We start from the raw sequence: 24,753 nt of genomic DNA, 5'->3' as shown, positions 1-24,753 counted from the left end.
ATGCATGATACTATTTTATTAAGTAAGATTTCAGAAGAATTGAAGAATATATGTGAAGCTAATAATATTAATAAAGTTAAAACATTCACTGTTATTGTAAATCATAGAAGTCATGTTAATGAGGAGAATCTTTATGAACATCTTCAGAATTTTAATTCAAAGTTAGTTGGAAAATGGACAAAAATTAATGTACAGAGGGAAGATATACAGGATCAAACAGCAATTCTTAAAAGCATTCAAGGCGAACAAAATGAAAATTACTTAATACGATAGCTCATAACATATAAATAGAGAAGGTCTTTAATATATGAGATATATAGTAAAAATTTACGGAATTGTTCAGGGCGTTGGATTCCGTCCATTTGTATATGAAAAGGCAAGGGACTTTAAAATTCGTGGATCTGTTCAAAATATAGGTGGTGCCGTAGTAATTGACTGTTTAGGTGAGAGGGAAAACATAAAACGGTTTATGTTTAATGTTATAAAAAGACCTCCGAGTATTGCAAAAATAGAAAGAGTTGAGTGTACTTTAATTAAAAAAGATCTAAGTACTATTTCATGTTTAGATGAAAATAAATTCATAATTAAAGGAAATATTGATAAAAAATTTGTTATTAAAGAAAGTGCTGAACAAAAGAATGAAATGAGATTTGTTTCACCTGATATAGCAGTTTGTGATGAATGTTTAGAAGATATTCGAAGTAAAGGAAACCTTCGTTATAAATATGCTTTCACAAATTGCACTCAGTGTGGACCTAGGTATTCAATTATCAAGGCTTTTCCATATGACAGACAGAATACTACTATGAAAGAATTTTATATGTGCGAGGAATGTAAAGACGAATATGAAAATCCACTCAGTAGGAGATTTCATGCGCAGCCAAATTGCTGTGAAAATTGTGGACCTAAACTCTTTTTAACAAATAATCATGGAGAACAAATTAAGTGTGAAGATCCTATTAAAGAAACTATTTCACTTATTGAGGAAGGAAAAATATTGGCGATTAAGGGAATCGGAGGATTTCATCTGGTTTGTGATGGAAGAAATGAGCAAGCTATTAATTTGCTTAGAAGTAGAAAACAAAGGAAAGATAAACCATTAGCTTTGATGGCAAAGGATATTGGAATTGTTAAAGAGATTTGCTATATATCTGATAAAGAAGAGGAAGTAATAAGCAGTAATAAGAGACCCATTGTAATTTTAAAGAAGAAATATCCTTTTGTATTACCAGAGGCTATAGCACCAAAGCAAAATAGTTTAGGAGTAATGCTTCCGTATACTCCCCTTCATTATCTATTATTTAATGAAAAGTTAGATCTTTTAGTTATGACTAGTGGAAATATAAGCAGTATGCCAATGGAATATAAAAATGAAGAAGCACTAAAACATTTAAATACAGTGGCAGATTATTTTCTGATGAATGACAGGGAGATTTACGTCCAGGTTGATGATTCTGTTGTAAAAGTCATAGGTCAAGTAGAAAAGGTTATTCGTGGTTCAAGAGGATATAGACCTTATTCATTAAAAGCAGGAGTTAAAAATGAAATTATAGCGGTTGGAGGACAGCAGAAAAGTACTATTTGTGTTTCTAAAAATGGATACGCATATTTGAGTCAGTATTTAGGTGATTTAGGAGAATTTAATTGTTATAAGAATTTTAAATATGTACTAAAACATTTTTGCAATTTATTTGATATTAATTCGGATGTATTGGCGTACGATATGCATCCAGCATACTCAAGTACTAAATATGCAAAGGAAAAGAAAATGAGAAAAATAGAAGTACAGCATCATCATGCTCATATGGTTAGCTGCATGGCTGAACATTCTATTTATGATTCTGTAATTGGAATTATATTCGATGGAACTGGATTTGGACTTGATGGCGCAGTATGGGGTGGTGAATTTTTGGTTGGAAATCGAAGAGTATTTAAAAGAGCAGGGCAATTGAAATATGTAAATCTCCAAGGAGGAGAACAAGCTATAAAAGAACCTTGGAGATGTGCTTCAAGTTATTTATATGCTTTAGGTTATGATCCAGAAAAAATAATTCAAGGAGTAGATAATGAAAAAATTAAAGTAGTTAAACAAGCTTTAGATTCAAAAATAAATTGTTTTGTATCTTCAAGTGTTGGAAGATTGTTTGATACAGTAGCAGCCTTATGCGGAATCAGAAATAGTATATCTTATGACGGACAGGCAGCAATAGAACTAGAAAATATTATTGATTATAAAATTAAAGAAAGTTATTCATGGGATATTAAAGAGGAAAATGGTATTTTTAATATTCAATACAAAAGCATTATTGAAGGAATCTTGGGGGATATTCAGAAAAAGGAATTGATTTCTAAGATATCGTCTAAATTTCACAACTCACTTATTAAAGCTTCATGTGATTTAGTTTGTAAGCTTAGAGAAAAGGAGAATATAGATAAAGTTGTTCTTAGTGGTGGTGTTTTTGAAAATCATTATCTTTTAAAAGGAATATATGTAAATCTGATTAAGCAAGGATTTAAAGTGTTTTATAATGAACAAATCCCAACTAATGATGAGGGAATTTCTTTTGGCCAGCTCCATGTGGCAAATGCAATTATTGAAAAGAAATAATATATTTAAATTTGTTATGTATATTTTTCATAGGACTAAGAAGCAAAGTGAATTCATATTGTATTCACTAAGTTAATCTACTAATGTTATGTTAGAAAAATAGGTTGTCAGATTGATTTACGATTTTTATAAGTGTGAATAAAGAAGGAAGGTAAGTTTATGTGTCTTGCAATTCCAGCACAAGTTAGAAACATAGATAACTATAGTGCAATAATGGATATTATGGGATTAGAGAGTAGAATTAATATTCAGCTTATTGAAGAACTAAAAGTGGGAGATTATGTTTTAGTTCATGCAGGCTGTGCTATTCAAAAGATTGACAAGGATTATTTTGAAGAATTACAAAGGATATTTAAATCAATACTTAATAGCGAGGAAAAAGTATGAATAAAGAAATCTTGATTAAAAATATTCTTAACGAAATTCAAAAGTCTCCAGTCAAAAAGTTTAATGTCATGGAAGTTTGTGGAACTCATACTCAAGCGCTCTCAAAACTTGGAATTAGACAATTGGTTAATCCTAATATAAATTTACTGTCAGGACCAGGGTGTCCAGTTTGTGTTACTCCAGAAGGTTATATAGATGCAGCTATAGAATTACTTAAGAATTCAAATGTGATTTTAAGTACTTTTGGAGATATGATTAAAGTAAATGGAAGTAGAGAGAATTTAATTAAGCAAAGAGAAAAAGGAAAAAATATTAAAATATTATATTCACCTCTGGATTCAATAACACTTGCAGAAGAAAATAAAGATAAGGAAATAGTTTTTCTTGGAGTAGGCTTTGAAACTACAACTCCTATAATTGCTTTAGCTGTAAAGATAGCACAGGAAAAAAATATAAGAAATATTTCATTTTTAATAGGAATGAAAAGAATGGAGCCAATACTCCATTACATACTTAAGCAGCCTAATCACAATATAAATGGATTAATGTGTCCAGGACATGTAGCAGCAGTAAAGGGAGCAGATTATTTTAAATTTATTGTAGAGGAATATAATATTCCAGCAGTAATTGCAGGTTTTCAAGCTCTAGATATTGCTAGTGCTTTATATTTTTTAACGAAAGAACAAAATAAAACTGAAAAAAGTTTTGAAAATCTATATAAAACTTGTGTAAGCCAAGAAGGAAACAAAAGAGCAAATGAATTAATGAGTAAAGTATTCACATATTGCGAACATGAATGGAGAGGAATAGGAGTTATTAAAGATTCTGGATTTACTTTGAGGGAGAAATATAAAAAGTATGATGCTTCTGAAAGATTTGGAATAAATTTAAGTAAGACTTCTGAGAAAAACTATATTAGAACTTGTGCATGCAGTGAAATTTTATTGGGGAAGAAATTACCTAATAAATGCGAGCTTTTCGGAAAAGGTTGTACACCAGAGCATCCAATAGGACCTTGTATGGTATCTACGGAGGGATCTTGCTCTATTTTTTATAAGTATGGGGGAGTGGAATAAATGAATGAAATGATTAAGCTTATTCATGGTGATGGAGGAAAGCATACAAAAATATTAATTGAGCAGCTTTTTTACAAATATTTTAATAACAATATTCTTTTACAAGAACAAGACTCAGCAACATTTACAGCAGTACAAGGAAAAATGGCTTTCACCACAGATTCTTTTGTGGTAAAGCCACTGTTTTTTTCTGGGGGAAACATAGGAAAGCTTGCAGTTTGTGGTACTATTAATGATTTAGCTGTATCTGGAGCAAAGCCATTTTATTTAAGTTCGAGTTTTATAATTGAAGAAGGATTTTCAATGCAGAGCCTTGAAGAAATTGTTAAGTCTATGGGGCAAACCTGTTTAGAATGTGGGGCTAAGATAGTAACAGGAGATACAAAGGTAGTTGAAAAGGGAAGTGTAGATGGAATATTCATTAATACTAGCGGAATCGGATATATAATTAACGGATATGAAGTAAAAACTATTGAAGAAGGAGATAGAATTATAATAACTGGTGGAATCGGCGAGCACGGAACAACAATTGCAGTAGAGAGATATAACTTAAAAGTAAAAGGAGACTATAAAAGTGATTGTGCACCACTATTTGCTTTTATAGAAGAACTTAAGGAACAGTTTCCTTCAATAAAAATAATGAGGGATCCAACTCGAGGCGGATTAGCCACTGTATTGCATGAATTTTCATCACTTTGCAAGCTTGGGATACACCTAATAGAAAAGGAAATTCCAATTAGTGAAAGTGTTAAGGCTATAAATAATCTTTTAGGATTAGATCCATTGTATATGGCTTGTGAGGGAAGAATGGTACTAGTTGTTAAAGAAACCGAGTCTAAAAAAGTACTTGATATAATTCGCTCACTTGATCAAGGAAAAGGAGCGAGAATTATAGGTGAATTTGTTAAAGACTCTAATCAGGACATATTTATAGAAAACGGATTTGGTGGAAAGAGATTATTATCGCCTTTAGAGGGAAGTATGCTTCCTAGAATATGCTAAGGTGAGTAAATAAGAAATAACATAATAATGATTTTAATTTTGTAAATATGATAATATGGAGTAAAACTGCTATAGATAATTAATATTATTTATAGCAGTTTTACTTGTTCCTATATTTTGCTTTAATGGGTTTGGATAAAAGTATATTTATATTATTTATTATTATGATATTTTATGGTGAAAAGTAAAAAATATGAAAAATTATATTGACAATTCAGATAAAAATGGTTAGAATTAAAAACAACAAAACACACTAACCCTATAGGGGATAAGTAATAAAGTCTTTTTATTATATATAAAGGGAGGACTTTTAATGATAGAGTTGAAAAATATACAAAAAATATTTAATAAAAAGGGCGTAAAAGTAGAGGCTTTAAAGGGCGTCAACTTACAAGTTGATAAAGGAGATATTTTTGGCGTTATTGGATTTAGCGGAGCGGGAAAAAGTACGTTAATAAGGATGGTAAATTACTTAGAACAACCTACTTCAGGCGAAGTGATTGTTGATAATAAAAATTTGGGAAAGCTTACAACTAAAGAACTTCGTGAGGTTAGGAAACAGATAGGAATGATATTTCAACATTTTAATTTACTTGAGTCTAAGAATGTTTTTGAAAATATCGCTATTCCTCTTGTATTAAATCATAGAACAAAGGATGAAATTGAAAGCAGGGTAAATGAACTATTAGAGTTTGTTGGACTTGAGGATAAAGCTAAAGCTTATCCTAGTGAATTATCAGGAGGTCAAAAGCAAAGAATTGGTATAGCGAGAGCACTTGCTACTAATCCATTAATACTTTTATGTGATGAGGCAACTTCAGCATTAGACCCTCAGACTACAGGATCTATATTGCAGCTACTTAAGAAAATAAATAGAGAGTATAATATAACAATTTTAATGATTACTCATGAAATGGCTGTAATTAGAGAAGTTTGTAATAAAGTAGCTGTTATGGAAAATGGAGAAATTATTGAACAAGGCAATCTATTAGAAGTATTTGGTAATCCTAAAGAACAAACGACAAAGAATTTTGTTAAGACTGTTGTGCATGACGAGGTACCACAAGTTATATTGGATGAAATTAATAGTGAAGATGAGAATAGCAAAGTCTTAAAACTTAAATTTATAGGTGAAAATTCAAAGAAGGCTATACTTGCAGAAGCATGTAGTGAATTCAATGTACAACCAAATATATTATTTGCTAATGTTACGGAATTACAAGGGAACATACTTGGGAATCTCATAGTTGAATTAAAAGGTGAAAAAGAAGATATAGAAAATGCTCATAAATATATGAAAGATAGAAAAGTTGGAGTTGAGGAGGTTTTGATATGACAACAATAACAGGACCGCAGATTATTAAGGCTATTATTGAAACTTTACAAATGGTAAGTGTGTCGCTTTTGATTGGCTCCCTTTTGGGAATTCCACTTGGAATATTACTTGTTATTACTAATAAGGGAGGAATTATAAAAAACAAGGCTGTATATTCAGCACTAAATAATGTGATTAATATTGTTCGTTCAGTACCATTTATAATTTTGCTTGCAGCAATTGTTCCATTTACAAGACTTATTGTTGGGACCTCAATTGGAACTAAAGCAGCAATTGTTCCGCTTATAATATATATAATTCCTTATATTGCAAGGCTTATAGAAAATTCTTTGCTGGAAGTTAATGATGGAATAATTGAAGCAGCAGAGTCAATGGGAGCAACGCCAGTACAAATAATATGGCACTTTCTTTTGCCGGAGGCAATGGGATCTTTAATATTATCGCTAACAACAGCAACAATTGGATTAATCGGAGCAACTGCAATGGCAGGAACCATCGGAGCAGGAGGAATAGGTGATGTGGCTATTTCTTATGGATATCAAAGATTTGATACAAAAGTAATTCTTATTACTGTAATAATATTGATAATTTTCGTACAAGCTATTCAGAATTTTGGAAATAAATTAGCTAGAAAGGTAAGAAGGCATTAACAAATAGTATGCCAATTATTATAAATTTATAAGAATAAATAGAATGGTTATACCTTTAAATGCTAGTGAAACCATAGGAAATATAAAAATAGAACTAAATAATCAATAAGTTAGGAGAATAAAAAATGAAAAAGAATATAGTTACTAAAATTATTATAGGTTTAACAACAAGCCTGTTTGCATTAGGGTTAGCAGGATGCGGAAACAGTGGAAGTACTGATACAAAAGCTACGGAAAAGAAGGATTTAACAATAGGAATATCTCCTGGACCATATAGTGAGCTATTTACAAGTGCTGTTAAGCCTATATTAGAGAAGAATGGTTATACAATTAAAGAAGTGAATTTTTCTGATTTGAGACAAGCTGATGTGGCCTTAACAGAAGGAAGTATTGATTTTAATGTAGATCAACACAGTGCATATGCAAATAATTTCGATAAAGAAACTAACAATAAGCTAACTCCAATTACGCCTATTCCAACAGTTCCAGCAGGAATTTTTTCGAATAAGCATACTTCAATTGACCAAGTAGCTAAAGGTCAAAAAGTAGCAATTCCTAATGATCCATCAAATACAGCAAGAGCTTTTAGACTTCTAAAAAAAGCTGGATGGATTAAGTTAAAGGAAGATGCAAATTCAACAACATTAACTATAAATGATGTAAGTGAAAATACTTACAATCTTGATATAACACTAATGGATTCAGCACAAATTCCACGTGCGTTAGATGATATAGACTTCGCAGTACTTCCTGGAAGTATGGTTTACGCATCTAAAATAGATCCTTCAAAATCATTATTATCAGAAGATGTTAGTAAAGAATTACAACTTCAAGTAGTTGTTGATGAAAAGAATAAGGATAGTAAATGGGCAAATGATATAGTAGAGGCATATAAATCTAAGGATTTTAAAGATTATATGGCAGAACACAATAAGAATAATTACTGGTTCATACCAGATGAAATAAAGTAAGACAGTTTTATATAAGCAATTATATATTGATATTTAATATTAAAAGGTTACTCTGATTAATTTTTTTAAAAGAGTAGCCTATATATTTATTGAATATGAAATTATAGAATATTACTAACTTGAAAGACCGATGAAATTACGATTAGTAGATCTATTATAAAAGGAGGAAATAATTATGAATGAAATTGAAAAAAAGATAATAGATATCATTGATAAAAATAGAGATAAAATTATTGCTTTTGCAACAGATATATATAAGCATCCAGAGCTTGGCTATAAGGAAAAGAGAACATCAGAAAAGGTATTGAAAATTTTAAAAGAGAATAGTGAAGAAATTGAAACCAATCTTGCAATTACTGGTATAAAGGGGTATTTAAAGAGGAGAAATTCAGAGGAGATAAAGGTGGCATTAATTGGTGAGTTAGATGCTGTTGTATCACCAGATAACCCATTTGCTGATAAAAAAACAGGAGCCTGTCATGCATGCGGTCATCATACTCAATTGGCTGGAATCATAGGAGCGGCATTTGCACTGTCAGATGATGAAATAAAGAATTCATTAGATGGAAATGTAGTGTTTTTTGCGGTACCCGCTGAAGAGTATGGTGAAGTAGAATTTAAACTTTCTTTAAAAGAAAGGAATTTAATTAAGTATGGAGGAGGAAAAAGCGAGCTTATTAGAATAGGAGCATTTAATGATATAGACCTTTCTGTGGTACATCATTCTGATCCTACAGGAGCTGATATTGTAGTAGGAGATAGTACAAGCAATGGGTTTGTATCGAAAGTTACAAAATATAAAGGAAAAGCATCTCATGCAGCAGGAACACCACACTTAGGTATTAATGCTGTAAACGCAAGTTCACTGGGCTTGAATGCAATAGCATATCAAAGAGAAACTTTTAAAGATGAAGATTCAGTTAGGGTTCATTCAATAATAACCAAAGGAGGCGGATTAGTGAATGTAATTCCTGATGAAGTAGTAATTGAAAGTCTAGTCAGAGCAAAAAATGTTGAAGCTATTAGAGATGCCAGCAGAAAGGTGGATAGAGCCTTTAAGTCTGGTGCTTTAGCAGTTGGAGCGGAAATAGAGATAATTACGGCACCAGGTTATCTTCCAGTAGTACCTTTAAGACCGTCAAAAGAAATTTTAGAAATAGCACATGAAATACTGCCTAATGGAAGGGTTGAGGAAGTTGATCCTAATAAACATACAGCAGGTTCTAGTGATGTTGGGGATTTGACTCATATTATGCCAGTATTAAAATTTACTACAGGTGGAGTTGAAGGCGGATTACATTCAGAATATTTCAAAGTAGTAAATGATGAAATAGCTTATATTGCTACTGCAAAAATCATGGCTTTAACAGCCTATAGATTACTAAAAGAAAAAGCAAAGGAAGCTAAAAAGATTAAGGAAGAATTTAAACCTAAGTTTACTATTGACGAATATAAAGAATACATGGATAATTTTGATGAGATATTTAAGGGTGATTATAAAAATGAATAAACCCGATAGCAGGCACATTTAGTGAATCAAGAATATATTGTTCACTAAATGTGCTTTATGCTTAAAAGACAGATATGTAAGCATAAATAATAATTTGGAACTAGAATTAAGGAACAAGCAAAAAAAATAACAATTTAACCACATTGCTTAAATTAAAACTTATATCCATAATGGCTAAAAGATGATATACTAATATGAGAAAGGGAGCGAGTTTCTTGGAAGCATATAAAAGTTTTGAATCGTTAAATGATAGGTGCAGATATATCTTTCGCGTTATACAAGAAAATGGTCCTATATCTAAAAATGAACTGGCAAACATAACTAAGATAAAATTAACTACATTAAATAGAGATCTTAAAATATTAATTGAAGAAAAAATCATTGTGGAAAGTGACATTGGAGAATCTACAGGGGGAAGAAAGCCTAGTTTATATGATGTTAATCATAGTGAATTTTATATTATTGGAATTGATATTTCAAGAATTTACACTAGAATAGTTATAACAAATCTGAAATTAAGAATAATAGAAGAAAAATTATTAAGCCATGAATATGATATGGATACAATATCTGAAATTATACCTAATGTTATAAAAGAATGTTGTATGAAATTAAAAATACAAAAAGCATCAATTGTTGGAATTGGAATAGGAATAGTTGGTGGATTTAATTCAGATCAATTAAAAGATGAACTAAAAAGAGAATTTGATACAATAATATGTATAGATAATGGTGCTAATGCAGCTGTTATAGGTGAATATAACTTTGGGACTGGAAAAGGTAAAAAGAATATTGCATATATTAACTGCGGTGTAGGAATAAGAACTGGGATTATATCATCTGGAGTTCTAATTCGAACTATTAACAACGTAGAAGATGCATTTGGACATATGGTTGTTGATGCTGACGGGGAATTGTGTTCCTGTGGAAATTATGGATGTATAGAAAGTTATGTATCAATACCCAATATAACAAAAAAGTTTATAGATGAAATAAAAGAAAATGAATCATCTTTGTTAAATAAAAATTTAAATGATATTAATTATATAGATGTTTGTAGCCTTGGAGAAAAAGAAAATGAAGCGGCTATGGGTATTATAAAAGATTCAGCTTTATATTTTGGAATAGGACTTTCAAATTATATTAAGCTATTTAATCCAGAGCTTATAATTTTAAGTGGTCCATTAATACAACAATCAAAGTTGTTTTATGAAACTACAAAAGAAATAGCTCTTCAGAAGTGTCACATAAAAAACAATAATATTCAATTTATTAGGGGTGGATATTTTGAAGATAAATCTATAGCTGTAGGAGCTTGTGCTATGGTTATACAAAAAATACAAAATTAGAAGATAAGGAAGTGAAATTATGAATCCAGTGGCATTTTCAATTGGAGGATTTGATATTAGGTGGTATGGGATATTAATTGCAACAGGTATTATGCTTGGAATACTAATATCTCAATATAATTGTAAGTGGAGAGAAGTTGATTATGATAATTTGCTAAACATTGTATTATTATCTATTCCAATTGGTATAATAGGTGCAAGACTATATTATGTAATATTTGAATTTGATAACTATAAAGATAATATTATTGATGCTTTTAATATAAGAAATGGCGGACTTGCAATACATGGAGGCCTGATTTTTGCATTAGGAACAGCATTAATTTATACAAGAGTTAAAAAATTAAGCTTTATTAAGTTTGCAGATGTGGCAGCACCGTCAATTATTTTAGCTCAGGCACTAGGAAGATGGGGAAATTTCTTTAATCAAGAGGCACATGGTGATGTAGTTAGTTATGAATTTATTAAGCATTTTCCTATGTTCATTCAAAAGGGGATGAATATAAATGGATTGTATTATAATCCAACTTTTTTATATGAATCTCTCTGGAATTTAACTATATTTATAATACTGATGATTATGCTTAGAAAATGCAAAAAAAATGGAATAGTATTTTTTACATATATAGGATTGTATTCTATAGGTAGATTCATAATTGAAGGAATGAGAACAGACAGTTTAATGATAGGAAGTTTTAGAATGGCTCAATTGGTAAGTTTAGCAGGAGTCATTGTATGGATAATATTTATAGCAGCAAGTTATTATAATAGCAAATCTAAAGGGAATAATTATAAAGAGTAAATATTATAATTTTATCTACAAAAAAGGAACTCAATTTAAGAGTTCCTTTTTTATAGTATTTTAAAATAGCATTTGTTTAGTAAATGAAATTTTACAAATAACTTAATGGAGTTAGAATAATGTTAAGTAAAAGGTAAGCTGATATTTTAATGATATATGGGCTTATCTTTTTTTGCATTAATATATATGTTGCAAAAATAATTCTTCATCACAGTTATAAAAATATTGCAAGAATTTCAGCCATAATTGTGAAATGTGTATTGCAACATATACATAGTTTTATTGTGTGATAAAGTTACTGATAATAGAGGAGCAATTTTATAAAATAAAAAAGAGCCAAACAAGTAAGGTTAGAAGTTTAGCTGCATTTTAAACTTTAGAATAATGAAAGAAATAGGAGGAATGTTTAGTGGAAAAATTTTTGAAATTATGGAAGAAGTATTCATTTACGCTATTAATCACATTCATAGTGTTAGGTATGATTGATTTAAGGTTTGGGTTTGTAGCAGTCATTTGTATGATAGCGCCTATAATCGTTTCTATTTTTAAAGGAAGATTTTGGTGTGGGAATTTATGCCCAAGAGGAAATTTTTATGATAATGTGGTCTCAAAATTTAGTAATAAAAGGATACCACCAAAGTTATTTAAATCATATTATTTTAGATCTGCAATGTTGGGAGTAATGATGGTAATATTTATTTCAGGTGTATATAAAAATTGGGGAAACCTTTATGGTATAGGAATGGTATTTTATAGAATGATTGTTGTAACAACTATAATTGGAATAATATTATCTTTAGTATATAATCATAGGGCTTGGTGTAACTTTTGTCCTATGGGGAGTCTAGCATCAATTATTGGAAAGCTTAAAGGGAGCAAAAAGGTATTACATGTATCATCTTCATGTATTTCATGTAAATTATGTGAAAAGAAATGTCCGCTTGGTTTAGTACCATATAACTATAAAGGTGATATATTAAGTCATCCAGATTGTATTCAATGTGGAAAGTGTGTTATTGAATGTCCTAAAAAAGCAATTGGATATAATAAAATTACTATAAAGTAAGGAACTAAGCACAAAATTGTGTTTTGAAATATAAAATTTAAAACTTATATCCAAAATGGTTAAAAGGTAGTGTATAATATAGGAGAGTTATATTAATATAATTAATAGTTTTTAAATTTTAGAAACTTGTTTAATTATAATGCATAATTGTTATGGAAGAAGGTTTTAAATTTGATACAATTTTTATGGTTAACCCCCTTGGGATTTTTAATTGGAGCATTTGGAACTCTAATAGGGGCAGGAGGAGGATTTATACTGGTACCTATCTTATTATTGTTATATCCAGATAAGAGCCCAGATACAATAACGAGTATTTCTCTAGCAGTTGTATTTTTTAATGCATTATCCGGCTCTTTTGCTTATTCGAGGATGAAACGTATTGATTATAAATCAGGAATAATTTTTGCAATAGCAACTCTACCAGGATCAATATTAGGATCAGTGATAACATCATACGTACCAAGGCAGCTTTTTAATGGGATATTCGGTGTGTTACTGGTTATTATATCCGTATTCTTGATATTAAGGACCAAGGAGGAGAAATCAGAAAATAGATTAGTAGTTAAGAATGGCTATATTACAAGAACAGTGGTAGATATTGAAGGGGTAGAACATACATTTTCATATAATCCTGTAACTGGAATAGTTGTAAGTATTTTTGTTGGCTTTATGTCTAGTTTTTTAGGTATAGGAGGAGGAATAATACATGTTCCAGTACTTGTCAATATATTGAATTACCCCGTTCATATTGCAACTGCTACTTCGCATTTCGTTCTAGCAGTAATGTCATTATCAGGAACTATGGTTCATATAGTCAATGGAGTGCTTCAGTCAAGCTTTATCCAAACAGCTGCATTATCTATAGGTGTATTATTTGGAGCGCAGTTAGGTGCGACGCTTTCAAAAAAGATTCACGGAGTAGCGATAATTAGAAGCCTTGCAGTTGCGTTAGCTATTGTGGGTGTACGAATATTTATTATGGCATTTTAAATTTCGAACCATTAAATATTTTAATGGTTATCATTAGGTATTTATATTTTATTTATTATCATATATCTATTATACTGAAACAAAATGAGAAAGAATTAGTAATTCATAGTTAGGGAGATGTATGATTATTATGGTTAATGAGAAGAGACAAAAAGAAATGAAGGCATTAGGTTTTTTATTACAAAATGATAGGGAACATTACGCAGTAAGGTTTTTAAGTAGAGCAGGAAATTTTACAGTTGAAGAATTAAACAACATAAATGGGATTGCTAAAAAATATGGACGAGGGTATTCAGGACTTACAACAAGACTTCAAATTGAAGTTCCTTGGATTAAAGATGAAGATGCAGAAAAAGTAATGGAAGAAGCAAAATCTTTGGGACTGCGTCATGGTGGAACTGGTCAGAAGATAAGGCCATTAGTTGCATGCAAAGGAACTGTATGTCTGCATGGTAACATTGATACTCAGGCAATTTGCAGAGAACTAGAGGAAAAATATTTTGCTACAGATACTCCTCATAAGTGCAAAATAGGAATAGTTGGTTGTGCAAATAATTGTGCAAAAGCTAATATAAATGATATTGGAATAATGGGAAAGACAATCCCAGAATTTAATTTGGACAACTGTGTTGGATGTGGAATTTGTGTTAAAGGTTGCAGGCAAAAAGCATTAGAGGTAGTAAATAGAAAAGTAGTATATCATGAAGAATTATGTGTAAGTTGCGGTGAATGTTCTAGACTATGTAGAACCAATGCAGTTGGTATTAAAGAAAAAGGTGCAGAAATTTTTGTTGGTGGAAGATTTGGACGAGGAATAAGAATAGGAGATTCTTTAGGAAAGATATTTAAAGAAAAAGACATAGTATTTGTAGTTGATAAGATTATGGAATGCTATAGAGAAATTGGAGTAAAAGGAGAAAGAATCTCGACAGTAATGGATAGAGTGGGAAAAGAAAAATTCATATCTGAAGTATTAAGCAGACAATAAGACATTTTATTTATTTTCCTTTATAAACCTTATGCTTAGGTATTAGTTAGAGAGAAAGGCTATGAATTGGTTTGTTCTCTCTTTTTTGTTACAAATTGTTTATGTGACTATGTCACTTATATTTTCTAAAGATTTATATATAATAAAGTCATGGAAGGAAATAGGTAAATAATCGTGGAAAATAAACATAAGGCAACTTAACAGAATTTTCAATAATTGTGATTAACTTAATTAGCAGAATACTAATAAGTATAAAAAGAAAATACATAGAGCTTAATAGGTATAAAATCATAATTGATAGAGATTTATATTAAAATTATAAGTTGAGGTTAGGAGGAAATGGTCATGAAGAAAAAAATATTAATAGTTGGAGGAGTTGCGGGTGGAGCATCTGCCGCAGCAAGACTTAGAAGACTTAGTGAAGAAGATGAAATAATAATGTTTGAAAAAGGACCTCATGTATCTTTTTCAAATTGTGCACTCCCATATCACTTAAGTGGAATAATAGACGAGGCTGATAGGTTGGTTCTAATGAGTCCTGAAAAATTTCTTGTTCAATATAATATTAAAGCAAGGGTGAACAATGAGGTTTTATCAATAAATAAGGAGGAGAAGTATATAACAGTTAAAAACTTAGAAAATGGTGAAACATATAAAGAAAACTATGATAAGTTAGTATTATCTCCAGGAGCTAAGCCAATTGTACCTAATATTCCCGGAATTGAAGAAGTGAATATTTTTACAATAAGAAATGTTGTTGATATAGATAAGTTAAATAAATATGTTAAATCAATTGATAAACAGGATATTGCAGTTATTGGTGGTGGATATATAGGAGTTGAAGCAGCAGAAAACTTAAGAGATGCTGGTTATAATGTATCCCTAATAGAGGCAACTGACCAAATATTAAGACCTTTTGATTATGATATGGTTCAAATATTTCATAAAGAATTATATGATCATAGTATAAATTTAATTGTTGGAGATAAAGTTGAAAAGTTTGAGAAAGATACGGTGATACTATCATCAGGCAAAAGAATTAGTGCGAAGGTTGTTGTAATGGCAATAGGAGTTTCACCAGAAACAGCCTTAGCAAAAGGTGCTGAATTAGATATCGGTGAAACTGGTGCAATGAAAGTAGATACAAATTACAAAACTAATGATGATAGTATATATGCAGTAGGAGATGCCATAGAAGTTTATAATTCATTAACCCATTCCAATGTGAAATTATCCCTTGCAGGCCCAGCTCAAAAGCAGGCAAGATCTGTTGCAGATCATATAAATGGAAAGAAAGGTTTAAATAAAGGATATATAGGTTCATCAGCTATAAAAGTTTTTGATTATAATGGAGCATCAACGGGGTTAAATGAAGCACTTATAAATGTTCTCAACATGAATATACAATATGATGTTGTAAGAGTAATACTTACAGATAAAGTTGGAATAATGCCTAATTCATCGCCTGTACATTTAAAATTATTATATGAAGTTCCAACAGGAAAAATTTTAGGAGCTCAAGCTATAGGTAAAGGTGATGTTACAAAAAGAATTGATGTAATTGCTACTGCTATAAAGTTTGGTGGAACAGTAGAAGATTTAAAAGATTTAGAATTATGTTATGCACCACCATTTGCTACAGCAAAAGACGTTGTTAATTATGCTGGTTATGTTGGTTCCAATCTTTTAAATGGCGATTTTAAGCAGGTTAATATAGATCTAGTCAGAGGACTTGTTGAACGTAATGCTTATATAATAGACGTTAGAGAAAGAGGAGAATATGCTAATGGGCATATTAAAAACGCAATTAATATTCCATTAAGTGAACTTAGACAAAGGATAAATGAGATACCAAAAGATAAACCAGTATATTTACATTGTAGAACTGGTCAAAGAAGTTATAATGCAACATTAGCACTACAAAACTTAGGTTTTAATAATGTTTATAATATTACAGGTAGCTTCTTAGCACTATCATTTTACGAATATTTTAACGACCAAACTAAGAATAGGGAAAGTATAGTTACTGAATATAATTTTAAGTGATTTGTCATATTAAATTTATTAGTTGCAAAAGGAAAAGTAAGTAAATTATAATATTCAAAAGGTTCAAGTGTTGAATAAAAATAGCACTTGGACCTTTTATTAAATGCAGATGTAAAAAATAATTAGATATATGGTATCTTCATAATTCCTCCACAGTTAAGCTGTAAAATAAATATATAAAGAGAAGATGATTAAAAGAGTGATATGGGAAGAATATTATAGAACAATAAAATTATAGTCATATGAAAGGAAAGATTTAATACTTTTTTACATGACTTTTATGTATATTAGTTGTAAATAATAAACTTAGTTATCTGTAAAGTTATTTGATTTATAATAGCTAATAGATTAAATATTAAATCGAATCACTATGAACTAAACCTTTGAGAAAATAGATTAAAATATAATTTGTATTACTATCATCGACTTCTTCATAAAATCTTTACAAATATTTTGTATTATAAAATAAAAAAGATTAAAGATCTTGATAAGGAGAAGAGATCAATGGGATTTAAAACAATAATAAAACTTATGGATATAAAAACCCTTGTTGCAGGGTTAGTTCCTGTAATTTTAGGTTCAGTTTATTCAAAGTATGCTTTTGGAAAGTTAAATGCTTTGTATGTTATATTATTAGCAATTGCTATGATATTGATTCAAAGTGCTACTAATATGATTAATGATTACTTTGACTATAAACGTGGAGCAGACAGTAATAAGAGTGGAGATGAAAAAGCTCTAGTTAGTGGTGAAATCACATCTAAGCAAGTATTATTTATAATAATCTTATATCAGTTTATTGCTCTTATGATTGGTCTTTTTTTAGCTAGCCAAACAAGCTATTACATTTTACTAGTCGCTGTAATAGGAGGTCTTATTTCAATTTTATATGCTTTTGGTCCTTTACCTATTTCATATACGCCATTTGGAGAGATTATATCTGGAGTTACTATGGGGATTGGTATAACTACTACAGTGATTTATATTCAATCAGGCATATTTAATATAAATACAATTTTGGTTGCAGTCCCTACAGTATTATTTATTAGTACTATATTACTAACAAATAATTTAAGTGATATAGAAGAGGATAGTGAAGCTGGAAGAAAAACACTGCCTATTATGATAGGTAAAAAAAATGCAAATAAGCTTTGGGTTTTTAATATAATAATGTTACTTGTACTAACAGTCTGTTTAGTGTTAATGAGCATTTATCCCATTGTCGTGTTATTACCTGTAATTTTAATATATCCCTATAAATCAATTAGGAGTTTTCTTTCATATGAAAAAAGTTCTAAAACAAAAGGTAGGAGTATGGGACTTATAGGACAGGTTGGTCTAAAATATCATTTGGCTGTAGTTATTGGATTGATAATTGCAATTATAATGTAAAAAATTATTATGATGTAATGTATTAAAATTTAGATTCTGTCTGATTTGAAATTATAAAAATTCTATGAATATGCAAAAGGTTCAAGTGTTACAATCAATATAGCACTTGAACCTTTTATTATATATAATTAGAATATTTTTTTATATTATCTTCATAATTACTCCATAATTGAGTAGTAAAATAAGCATATAAATTAAGAAGAAAATTAAAGGAGTGATACACAATGAAAAAGAAGGTTATGATTCTAGCATTAGCAGGTATATTAACTGTAAGCGGAATATCACTTGCATATGCGGCAGATAAAAATAATACAAGGTTTAATAAATTTAATGGACAAATGATAAATGTGCAAAATGGTGAGGTTAAATCATCATCAAATTATAGAGGAACAATGATGAGCATGATGGGGTCTGGGGCGCAATCAGATGATAATATCAATAAAATGATTGAACTAATGAAGGAGAATGGTTTTAATGATGAAGCAAATGCTATGGAAAATAGAGATTTTAATGCCATGAAAAATTTAATGTCTAATATAAGTGATGAGGATTATAACAAGATGATTGATGTAATGAAAAATAACGGATATGGATCTATGGCAAATATGATGCAATCTGTAGGAAAAGAAAAGATGGCAAAACTTCATCAAAGCATGATGAGGAATTAGTATCATTAAATTTTAAAAAATCGAAATAAATTTAGAATGATAATATGAGAATGGAAGGATAATTAGATATGATGGGAGGATGGTCTGGAATGATGATTATACCAATAATTTTAATTATTGCTGTTATATATTTAATTTTCAATCAAGAAGAAAGTAAAAAGCTTAAAGTTTGCAGTGTTAGAGATAATTCTCTAAATATACTAAATGAAAGATTTGTTCGCGGAGAAATAAGTGAAGATGAATATAATAGAATAAAAAGTACATTAAGATCATAGGTAACAGTAAAAAGTCATGTAAAAGGAGTATAGATAACTCTTCTTTTACATGACTTTTTCTGTATAGAGAAAAGGAGTTATCTTAATACATATTGATCGATTTGTAAGAATTTTAATTTTCAGATTTAATAAGAGCATAATTTATAGCTTTACGAAAATTTTTTCTACATAAAATCTTTATAAATATTTTGTATGATAAAAAATAAAAGTTAAATAATTAAATATGTGTAATAAGTCGCTTATTAATAGGAATAATGCAGTAAAACAGAAGTTTGTATTTTATAAACCTCTGTTTTTTTGATATTTATTATGAATGGCTTTAATAAAAAATTCTTTAAATTTACTTTAATAATGTCTCGGATTTCATCGGCACATGTGGAATAATTTGAAAATTATGTGTTAACCTATAGGATTTCTACATAATAACTTCATAAAAACTTGTTAATATGTGAGCAGATATAAAATTATTAATAACGTTTAGAATTTGTACCTGTAGAAGGAAGGTTTGAACGTGTTGATTTTGATTTTAAAGTAAATTGAAAGGGGATAAAAATGATACAAGATTATTTGATTATTGGAATTTTTCTTATAGCTTCATTTATTTTTGGAATGGTCGTCTTATTAACGGCTTCACTAGTAAGACCGAAGAAGCCAAATAAAGAAAAATTATCTACTTATGAGTGTGGCGTTGAAACTACTGGTTCAACGTGGATTAGATTTAAGGTTAGTTACTTTATGTACGGCTTAGTATTTCTACTCTTTGATGTTGAAACAGTATTTTTATTGCCATGGGCAGTGAAATTTAAATCATTAGGATTATTCGCACTTTTTGAAATGGTTATTTTTATAGGCATTTTAATCATTGGTTTATGGTATGCGTGGAAAGAGGGGGCATTAGAGTGGAAGTAAATTTTAAACAAGATAAAGAGATTCAAGAGCAAATAGAAAAAAATATTATTTTAACTAAATTAGATGATACTTTAAATTATTTCCGCGCACATTCTTTTTGGCCGTTAACATTTGGACTCGCATGTTGTGCTATTGAAATGATGGCAGCAGGAGGTGCTCGTTATGATATTGCACGTTTTGGATATGAAGTTTTCCGTGCTTCACCAAGACAAGCAGATTTGATGATTGTTGCAGGAACAATTACTGAAAAAATGGCACCTATAGTTAAAAAGATTTATGACCAAATGCCAGAACCTAAATGGGTAATTGCTATGGGAAGCTGTGCAACTAGTGGGGGACCGTTTGTAGATTCCTATAATGTCGTTCTAGGTGCTGACACATTTTTACCAGTAGATGTTTATATTCCAGGATGCCCTCCACGGCCAGAAGCATTAATCCATGGGCTTTTAACTTTAAAAGAAAAAATTATTCATCCGAAAGAGGTGGGAAGAAGTGAGTAAAACTTGTGAAAATCTAATCTTGGAACTGAAAGCAGAATATAAGCAAGATATTGAAATCATAGAAAATACGCAGATTGCTATTCACACAGAAGCAAGTAAATTTCTAGACGTTATAAAAAAGGTAAAGCAATATGGATTTGATTTTTTAGTTGATTTAACAGCTATTGAAGATGATGTATTAAGCTGCGTTTATCATTTTATGTCATTAACTACTCATGAGCTGATTAGAATTAAGGTAAAACTTAATGAAAAGCTTGAAATTCCATCATTAACTAAATATTGGCTTGCAGCAAATGTTCAGGAAAGAGAAGCTTATGATTTATTTGGAATTAATTTTATTGGCCATCCAGATTTAAAAAGGATATTATGTCCTGATGATTTTGTAGGACATCCGCTTAGAAAAGATTTTAAGGTTGAAAAGCGAAGGTAGAAAGGAGGAAGTTTGAGAATGGAATATGACAGAGAGTTGCACACTGAAGAAATGACTTTAAATTTTGGACCACAGCATCCTAGTACCCATGGTGTATATAGAGCAATCTTTACTTTAGATGGTGAGCATATTGTCAATGTAGAAAATATCATAGGCTATTTGCACAGAGGGATGGAAAAGCTAGCTGAATCCAGAACTTATACTCAATTTATACCTTATACTGATAGATTAGATTATTTATCTGGAATGTTAAATGAGTTAGGTTACGTTCAAACAGTAGAGAAGCTTGCTTGGATTGAAGTTCCAGAAAGAGCAGAATACATTCGTATAATAATGGCTGAATTGCAGAGAATAGCAAGTCATCAAGTTTTTTTAGGAAGTATGGCTCTTGATTTAAATGGGCATACCCCTTGGATGTATTTCTTTAGAGATAGAGAAAAAGTTTTGGATTTATTCGAGATGGTTTGTGGTTCTAGAATGACTACAAATTATATGCGTATCGGTGGAGTAAGCTATGATCTGCCTGAGGAATTTATGCCTAGCTTAAAAAGCTTTCTTAATGATATGGATAAGAGCTTTATAGAGTATGAACGAATCATCACTGGCAATGAAATATTTCAAGCAAGAACTAAAGGTGTTGGAATAATTAGTGGAGAAAAAGCTTTAGCTTATGGTTTAACAGGTCCAAACCTTAGGGCTTCTGGTATAGACTTAGATTTAAGACGTGATGCGCCATATGGTATTTATGATCGTTTCAATTTTAAAGTGATTGTCGGTAAAGATGGCGATTGCTATGAAAGATGGATAATGCGTATTGGTGAAATGGAAGAGAGTATAAAAATAATTAAACAGGCGCTAGAGCAAATAAAAGAAGGTCCAGTTTTAGCTAAAGTTCCAAGACTAATAAAACCACCCAAAGGAGATATTTATCATCAAATTGAAGGAGCTAAAGGTGTGCTAGGTTATTACATAGTAAGTGATGGATGTGATAAACCTTATAGAATTCACATTCATGGACCATCTTTTGTTAATATAGGTGCCTTTCCTGAAATGGCGACTGGAAGCACTATTCAGGATGCTGTTGCAATACTCGCATCACTTGATCCTATATTAGGCGAAATTGATAGGTAGTTCAGGCGCATTCAAAAAATAACAAGTCCATTTGCCAGCCTATTTTCCATCATGCTGCATCGGTAAATTGCCCTGATAGGCCCGCTATGAGGGCAACTTGTCTCCTTGCCTGATGAAAAATAATCATGGCAACTTTGAACTTGTTATTTATTTTCATGTGCCTTAGGAGGTTGGAATGGAGAATATATTTTTAAACATATCTAATTGGATTAATGGTTTAACTTCGGCATTGGCAATACCAAATGCCTTTGTAAGTATTATTATGAGCTTAGTTTATTTTATTGGGATTGTAGCTTTTGTTTTATTAAATGCTATGTTTTTGATTTATTTAGAAAGAAAATTTTGTGGTTATCTTCAGCAGCGTCCAGGGCCTAATAGATTTGGGCCACAAGGAATATTTCAAAGTGTAGCTGACGTTGTTAAGCTTCTAGGTAAAGAAGATATTATTCCAGAAAAAACAGATAAATTAGTTTTTGTAATGGCATCATTGTTAGTTATGGTTCCTGCTTTATTAATATATGCTGTGTTACCTTTTGGGAAAAATATGGTTGCTGTAAATTTAAATTTGGGATTGCTTTATTTCTTAGCCATATCTGGAGTTTCCTCAATACCTATATTAATGGCAGGTTGGGGATCTAATAATAAGTATTCCCTTTTAGGTGGAATGAGAGTAGTTGCCCAAATGATAAGTTATGAGATACCTATGATTTTTTCTCTTCTTGGAGTAGTTATGATAAGTGGTTCTTTAAATTTGACAGAAATTATAACAGCCCAAAATAGCGTGTGGTTCATTTTTTTACAGCCTGTTGCATTTATTATTTATCTTATTGCCGCGACTGCAGAGTTAAATAGAGCTCCTTTTGACTTAGCTGAAGGAGAGCAGGAAATAGTAGCTGGTCCATTCACAGAATATAGTGGAATGAGATATGCACTTTTTTATCTTGCTGAGTATACTAATATGTTTGCAGTTTCAGCACTTACAGCCACTTTATTCTTAGGTGGGGCAAGTGGACCTATTTTACCCTCTTGGATTTGGTTTATCTTGAAAACTTATGTAATAGTATTGGTGCTAATGTTAGTTCGATGGACTTTTCCTAGATTTAGGTTAGATCATATGATGTCTTTAAACTGGAAATACCTTATTCCTATTTCTCTAATAAACATTTTACTAACTGGAATTGGTATTAAAATATTTCAGTTAGGTATATGAAAGAAAATAATAAGTCCATGATGCGATGTATATTTTCAGTCAGACAAGGAAGTATTTTTATCTCATAGTGGGCCTATTAGGTAAAAATGCTGACGTAGTATGACTAGAAATAGACTAGCATGATGACTTATTATTTCTTGAATATGCCAAAATTAGTTAAGAGGTGAATTTAATGTTTGGTAAAGGATTATTAAATGGTCTTAGAGTAACACTTGGACATTTATTTGAAAAAAATATTACTCAGCAGTATCCAGAAGAACATCCAAAGCTTCCATTGCGTTCTCGTTGTTCTTTTAGACTGGATTCAGAAAAATGTATTTCATGCAGCATTTGTGCTTTGAGCTGCCCAAATAGAGTTATTAATGTTGAAAGTTATAAAGATGAAAATAATAAAAAACATTTAACTAAATATGAAATGCAATTAGAATATTGTCTTTTTTGCGGATTATGCGTTGAAAGCTGCCCAACTAAGGCACTTCAGGTTACTTCGGATTTTGAACTAAGTGCTTACAGTAGAGCAGAAACTAAGTTAACACTATTTGATGAATATTCAAAGAAGTAACAGGTCAGAATACTTTTTTGCATGATGAGAAACATGCATTATATTAATGACCAATATTTACTTCATATTCTTAACAAGGAGGATTTATAATGATTTCAGCTTTTGTTTTTTGGCCTATAGCATTTTTAATTATAGCTTTTGCTATAGGTGTCGTTTATTCAAAAAATATTATCCATAGTGCTTTATCAATGATTTTAACATTCATAGGTATAGCAGTGGTTTTCATCTTGCTTCAAGCTGATTTTCTAGCTTTAGCACAGATTTTAATTTATGCTGGAGCAATGTCAATCTTAATCGTATTTGCTATAATGCTTACACGAAAAAATGATATGAAAAACAGTAATCCCTTTAATAAATTAAGATGGACAGGTTTAGCATTTTGTTTAGGATTCTTTGGGCTTATTACACGTTTAATTTTACGTAGTAACTTTACTTATAAGAATTTAAATATAGAAAATACCATTAGTGCTATTGCAGATGGATTCTTTGGAAATTATATGATTCCCTTTGAAGTTTCTGCATTACTCTTATTAATAGCCTTGGTAGGCGCTATTATTTTAGCAAAAGGAGTGAAAAATTAGATGGTTGGTTTAGAAGGTTATTTAATACTCGCAGCAGCTCTATTTTGTATTGGTCTTTACGGAGCAGTTGTTAAAAGAAATGTTATCAGTGTATTAATGTCAGTAGAAATCATGATGAATGCAGTCAATATTAATTTAGTAGCTTTTAATAGATTTTTAGCACCAGAAAAGGTTACAGGACACCTTTTTGCTATATTCGTTATTGTTGTTGCAGCAGCTGAAATTGCTGTAGGTCTAGCTATTATCTTAAATATTTATCGAAGTCTACCTACATCTAATGTAGAAGATTTCAATATTTTAAAATGGTAGGTGTT

The 24,753-nt window shown here is 30.4% G+C and carries 26 protein-coding genes; all 26 read left to right on the top strand.

Features of this window, described 5'->3' with window-relative positions:
• Positions 1-273, top strand: a complete 273-nt coding sequence (locus L3B96_RS19670; protein ID WP_238948350.1) for a hypothetical protein — start codon at positions 1-3, stop codon at positions 271-273.
• A 34-nt stretch (positions 274-307) separates the two neighbouring features.
• Complete coding sequence (gene hypF / locus L3B96_RS19665; RefSeq protein WP_238948349.1) at positions 308-2,608, top strand: carbamoyltransferase HypF; 2,301 nt, start codon at positions 308-310, stop codon at positions 2,606-2,608.
• A 159-nt stretch (positions 2,609-2,767) separates the two neighbouring features.
• Positions 2,768-2,995, top strand: a complete 228-nt coding sequence (locus L3B96_RS19660; protein ID WP_077828926.1) for a HypC/HybG/HupF family hydrogenase formation chaperone — start codon at positions 2,768-2,770, stop codon at positions 2,993-2,995.
• A complete protein-coding gene (gene hypD / locus L3B96_RS19655; protein ID WP_077828925.1) occupies positions 2,992-4,071 on the top strand; it encodes a hydrogenase formation protein HypD in 1,080 nt (359 codons plus the stop codon). Before L3B96_RS19660 ends, hypD begins: the two co-directional genes overlap by 4 nt.
• Positions 4,072-5,073, top strand: a complete 1,002-nt coding sequence (gene hypE / locus L3B96_RS19650; RefSeq protein ID WP_238948348.1) for a hydrogenase expression/formation protein HypE — start codon at positions 4,072-4,074, stop codon at positions 5,071-5,073. It begins immediately after the preceding gene.
• 313 nt (positions 5,074-5,386) lie between these two features.
• The gene (locus L3B96_RS19645; protein ID WP_023975569.1) at positions 5,387-6,409 is read left to right on the top strand and encodes an ATP-binding cassette domain-containing protein; all 1,023 of its coding nucleotides are present in this window, start codon (positions 5,387-5,389) and stop codon (positions 6,407-6,409) included.
• Positions 6,406-7,059, top strand: a complete 654-nt coding sequence (locus L3B96_RS19640) for a methionine ABC transporter permease (protein ID WP_023975568.1) — start codon at positions 6,406-6,408, stop codon at positions 7,057-7,059. The genes L3B96_RS19645 and L3B96_RS19640 overlap by 4 nt, the downstream gene beginning before the upstream one ends.
• 125 nt (positions 7,060-7,184) lie before the next feature.
• Positions 7,185-8,030, top strand: coding sequence for a MetQ/NlpA family ABC transporter substrate-binding protein (locus tag L3B96_RS19635; protein ID WP_238948347.1), 846 nt, complete (start codon positions 7,185-7,187; stop codon positions 8,028-8,030).
• Positions 8,031-8,205: 175 nt separating this feature from the next.
• A complete protein-coding gene (locus L3B96_RS19630; RefSeq protein WP_238948346.1) occupies positions 8,206-9,540 on the top strand; it encodes an amidohydrolase in 1,335 nt (444 codons plus the stop codon).
• Positions 9,541-9,755: 215 nt separating this feature from the next.
• Positions 9,756-10,889 carry an ROK family transcriptional regulator gene (locus L3B96_RS19625; protein WP_238948345.1) on the top strand — a complete coding sequence of 378 codons (1,134 nt, stop codon included), beginning with the start codon at positions 9,756-9,758 and terminating at the stop codon, positions 10,887-10,889.
• A 19-nt stretch (positions 10,890-10,908) separates the two neighbouring features.
• Positions 10,909-11,691, top strand: a complete 783-nt coding sequence (gene lgt / locus L3B96_RS19620) for a prolipoprotein diacylglyceryl transferase (protein ID WP_236897541.1) — start codon at positions 10,909-10,911, stop codon at positions 11,689-11,691.
• A gap of 409 nt (positions 11,692-12,100) precedes the next feature.
• Complete coding sequence (locus L3B96_RS19615; RefSeq protein WP_238948344.1) at positions 12,101-12,757, top strand: 4Fe-4S binding protein; 657 nt, start codon at positions 12,101-12,103, stop codon at positions 12,755-12,757.
• A gap of 171 nt (positions 12,758-12,928) precedes the next feature.
• A complete protein-coding gene (locus tag L3B96_RS19610; RefSeq protein WP_238948343.1) occupies positions 12,929-13,747 on the top strand; it encodes a sulfite exporter TauE/SafE family protein in 819 nt (272 codons plus the stop codon).
• 121 nt (positions 13,748-13,868) lie between these two features.
• Positions 13,869-14,735 carry a 4Fe-4S binding protein gene (locus L3B96_RS19605; RefSeq protein WP_171780782.1) on the top strand — a complete coding sequence of 289 codons (867 nt, stop codon included), beginning with the start codon at positions 13,869-13,871 and terminating at the stop codon, positions 14,733-14,735.
• A gap of 345 nt (positions 14,736-15,080) precedes the next feature.
• Positions 15,081-16,781: an FAD-dependent oxidoreductase gene (locus L3B96_RS19600; protein ID WP_238948342.1), complete on the top strand. Its 1,701-nt coding sequence runs from the start codon at positions 15,081-15,083 to the stop codon at positions 16,779-16,781.
• Between the two features lie 504 nt (positions 16,782-17,285).
• Positions 17,286-18,173, top strand: a complete 888-nt coding sequence (locus tag L3B96_RS19595) for a prenyltransferase (RefSeq protein ID WP_039771504.1) — start codon at positions 17,286-17,288, stop codon at positions 18,171-18,173.
• A gap of 224 nt (positions 18,174-18,397) precedes the next feature.
• Positions 18,398-18,841, top strand: a complete 444-nt coding sequence (locus L3B96_RS19590) for a hypothetical protein (protein ID WP_238948341.1) — start codon at positions 18,398-18,400, stop codon at positions 18,839-18,841.
• Positions 18,842-18,930: 89 nt separating this feature from the next.
• The gene (locus L3B96_RS19585; RefSeq protein ID WP_023975558.1) at positions 18,931-19,116 is read left to right on the top strand and encodes an SHOCT domain-containing protein; all 186 of its coding nucleotides are present in this window, start codon (positions 18,931-18,933) and stop codon (positions 19,114-19,116) included.
• Positions 19,117-19,668: 552 nt separating this feature from the next.
• Complete coding sequence (locus L3B96_RS19580; RefSeq protein ID WP_012059188.1) at positions 19,669-20,025, top strand: NADH-quinone oxidoreductase subunit A; 357 nt, start codon at positions 19,669-19,671, stop codon at positions 20,023-20,025.
• Positions 20,016-20,525, top strand: a complete 510-nt coding sequence (locus L3B96_RS19575) for an NADH-quinone oxidoreductase subunit B (RefSeq protein WP_238948340.1) — start codon at positions 20,016-20,018, stop codon at positions 20,523-20,525. Before L3B96_RS19580 ends, L3B96_RS19575 begins: the two co-directional genes overlap by 10 nt.
• A complete protein-coding gene (locus tag L3B96_RS19570; protein WP_012059186.1) occupies positions 20,518-20,955 on the top strand; it encodes an NADH-quinone oxidoreductase subunit C in 438 nt (145 codons plus the stop codon). The genes L3B96_RS19575 and L3B96_RS19570 overlap by 8 nt, the downstream gene beginning before the upstream one ends.
• A gap of 18 nt (positions 20,956-20,973) precedes the next feature.
• On the top strand, positions 20,974-22,086 hold the full coding sequence (locus tag L3B96_RS19565; protein ID WP_238948339.1) for an NADH-quinone oxidoreductase subunit D: 1,113 nt from the start codon (positions 20,974-20,976) through the stop codon (positions 22,084-22,086).
• Positions 22,087-22,261: 175 nt separating this feature from the next.
• On the top strand, positions 22,262-23,296 hold the full coding sequence (gene nuoH / locus L3B96_RS19560; RefSeq protein WP_238948338.1) for an NADH-quinone oxidoreductase subunit NuoH: 1,035 nt from the start codon (positions 22,262-22,264) through the stop codon (positions 23,294-23,296).
• A 172-nt stretch (positions 23,297-23,468) separates the two neighbouring features.
• Positions 23,469-23,858, top strand: a complete 390-nt coding sequence (locus tag L3B96_RS19555; RefSeq protein WP_012059183.1) for an NADH-quinone oxidoreductase subunit I — start codon at positions 23,469-23,471, stop codon at positions 23,856-23,858.
• Positions 23,859-23,947: 89 nt separating this feature from the next.
• Complete coding sequence (locus L3B96_RS19550) at positions 23,948-24,439, top strand: NADH-quinone oxidoreductase subunit J (RefSeq protein ID WP_238948337.1); 492 nt, start codon at positions 23,948-23,950, stop codon at positions 24,437-24,439.
• Positions 24,440-24,748 (top strand): NADH-quinone oxidoreductase subunit NuoK, encoded by a 309-nt coding sequence (gene nuoK / locus L3B96_RS19545; protein WP_012059181.1) that lies wholly within the window; start codon positions 24,440-24,442, stop codon positions 24,746-24,748.
• The last annotated feature ends 5 nt before the right edge of the window (positions 24,749-24,753 follow it).

It is taken from the genome of Clostridium sp. YIM B02569 (assembly GCF_022320765.1).
GTDB classification, from domain to species: Bacteria; Bacillota; Clostridia; order Clostridiales; family Clostridiaceae; genus Clostridium; species Clostridium beijerinckii.
Note: the sequence above shows the minus strand (reverse complement) of the source record. Positions and strands in the feature narration are given on the sequence as shown.

Excerpts from the sequence above, each read along its gene's own strand:
- L3B96_RS19670 (WP_238948350.1), top strand. The coding sequence starts at position 1 with ATGCATGATACTATTTTATTAAGTAAGATTTCAGAAGAATTGAAGAAT.
- hypF (WP_238948349.1), top strand. The coding sequence starts at position 308 with ATGAGATATATAGTAAAAATTTACGGAATTGTTCAGGGCGTTGGATTC.
- L3B96_RS19660 (WP_077828926.1), top strand. The coding sequence starts at position 2,768 with ATGTGTCTTGCAATTCCAGCACAAGTTAGAAACATAGATAACTATAGT.
- hypD (WP_077828925.1), top strand. The coding sequence starts at position 2,992 with ATGAATAAAGAAATCTTGATTAAAAATATTCTTAACGAAATTCAAAAG.
- hypE (WP_238948348.1), top strand. The coding sequence starts at position 4,072 with ATGAATGAAATGATTAAGCTTATTCATGGTGATGGAGGAAAGCATACA.
- L3B96_RS19645 (WP_023975569.1), top strand. The coding sequence starts at position 5,387 with ATGATAGAGTTGAAAAATATACAAAAAATATTTAATAAAAAGGGCGTA.
- L3B96_RS19640 (WP_023975568.1), top strand. The coding sequence starts at position 6,406 with ATGACAACAATAACAGGACCGCAGATTATTAAGGCTATTATTGAAACT.
- L3B96_RS19635 (WP_238948347.1), top strand. The coding sequence starts at position 7,185 with ATGAAAAAGAATATAGTTACTAAAATTATTATAGGTTTAACAACAAGC.
- L3B96_RS19630 (WP_238948346.1), top strand. The coding sequence starts at position 8,206 with ATGAATGAAATTGAAAAAAAGATAATAGATATCATTGATAAAAATAGA.
- lgt (WP_236897541.1), top strand. The coding sequence starts at position 10,909 with ATGAATCCAGTGGCATTTTCAATTGGAGGATTTGATATTAGGTGGTAT.
- L3B96_RS19605 (WP_171780782.1), top strand. The coding sequence starts at position 13,869 with ATGATTATTATGGTTAATGAGAAGAGACAAAAAGAAATGAAGGCATTA.
- L3B96_RS19600 (WP_238948342.1), top strand. The coding sequence starts at position 15,081 with ATGAAGAAAAAAATATTAATAGTTGGAGGAGTTGCGGGTGGAGCATCT.
- L3B96_RS19595 (WP_039771504.1), top strand. The coding sequence starts at position 17,286 with ATGGGATTTAAAACAATAATAAAACTTATGGATATAAAAACCCTTGTT.
- L3B96_RS19590 (WP_238948341.1), top strand. The coding sequence starts at position 18,398 with ATGAAAAAGAAGGTTATGATTCTAGCATTAGCAGGTATATTAACTGTA.
- L3B96_RS19585 (WP_023975558.1), top strand. The coding sequence starts at position 18,931 with ATGATGATTATACCAATAATTTTAATTATTGCTGTTATATATTTAATT.
- L3B96_RS19580 (WP_012059188.1), top strand. The coding sequence starts at position 19,669 with ATGATACAAGATTATTTGATTATTGGAATTTTTCTTATAGCTTCATTT.
- L3B96_RS19565 (WP_238948339.1), top strand. The coding sequence starts at position 20,974 with ATGGAATATGACAGAGAGTTGCACACTGAAGAAATGACTTTAAATTTT.
- nuoH (WP_238948338.1), top strand. The coding sequence starts at position 22,262 with ATGGAGAATATATTTTTAAACATATCTAATTGGATTAATGGTTTAACT.
- L3B96_RS19555 (WP_012059183.1), top strand. The coding sequence starts at position 23,469 with ATGTTTGGTAAAGGATTATTAAATGGTCTTAGAGTAACACTTGGACAT.
- L3B96_RS19550 (WP_238948337.1), top strand. The coding sequence starts at position 23,948 with ATGATTTCAGCTTTTGTTTTTTGGCCTATAGCATTTTTAATTATAGCT.
- nuoK (WP_012059181.1), top strand. The coding sequence starts at position 24,440 with ATGGTTGGTTTAGAAGGTTATTTAATACTCGCAGCAGCTCTATTTTGT.